This is a genomic window from Haloferax sp. Atlit-6N (genome assembly GCF_003383195.1).
In the GTDB taxonomy this organism is placed as follows: domain Archaea; phylum Halobacteriota; class Halobacteria; order Halobacteriales; family Haloferacaceae; genus Haloferax; species Haloferax gibbonsii.
In genome coordinates this window covers 1-448 of record NZ_QEQJ01000363.1, presented here as the reverse complement: position 1 = coordinate 448, position 448 = coordinate 1, and the positions used below count along the sequence as shown (strand labels likewise).

The window sequence follows — 448 nt, the reverse complement described above, 5'->3', positions numbered from 1 at the left end:
ACGCCGTTCGGCTGGCGAGTCCCGGCGGCGACGAAGACGCTCTCGGTGAGCCACTCCAGATCGGGGGCGGCCGTCTCGAACTCCGGGACGGACGCGAAGTAGACGTCGTCGGGTTCGACCGGGAGTCCGTCGCGCAATCGCTGGCTCGTCTCCGGATCGGCGAGTCGCATCCCGCGGTTCTCGACGTACACTCGCTCGCCGTCGGTCGTCTCGAACGCGTACTTTGCGACGAGTTCCGTCGGTCGCCGCTCCCGGTAGAGTTGGTAGTCCGCCCCCGCTTCGAGAACAGTCCCTGCGACACGCCCCGACACAGTCCCGCCCAGGATGGGGATGATCCGTCGCTGTCCGTCGCCGGTTTGACCGATCTCGATCGGCGACTCGACGTCGATCTCCAGTTCCATCACGCGTTCGAGGCCCAGTTCCAGGTTCGGATCGTCGGTCTGCCAGG

The 448-nt window shown here is 66.7% G+C and carries 1 protein-coding gene; it reads right to left on the bottom strand.

The window, feature by feature from the left end; genetic code table 11:
• Positions 1–401, bottom strand: a 401-nt coding sequence (locus DEQ92_RS22770) for a DUF3237 family protein (protein WP_394338725.1), incomplete at its 3' end; no start/stop codon positions are given.
• Positions 402–448: the final 47 nt, after the last annotated feature.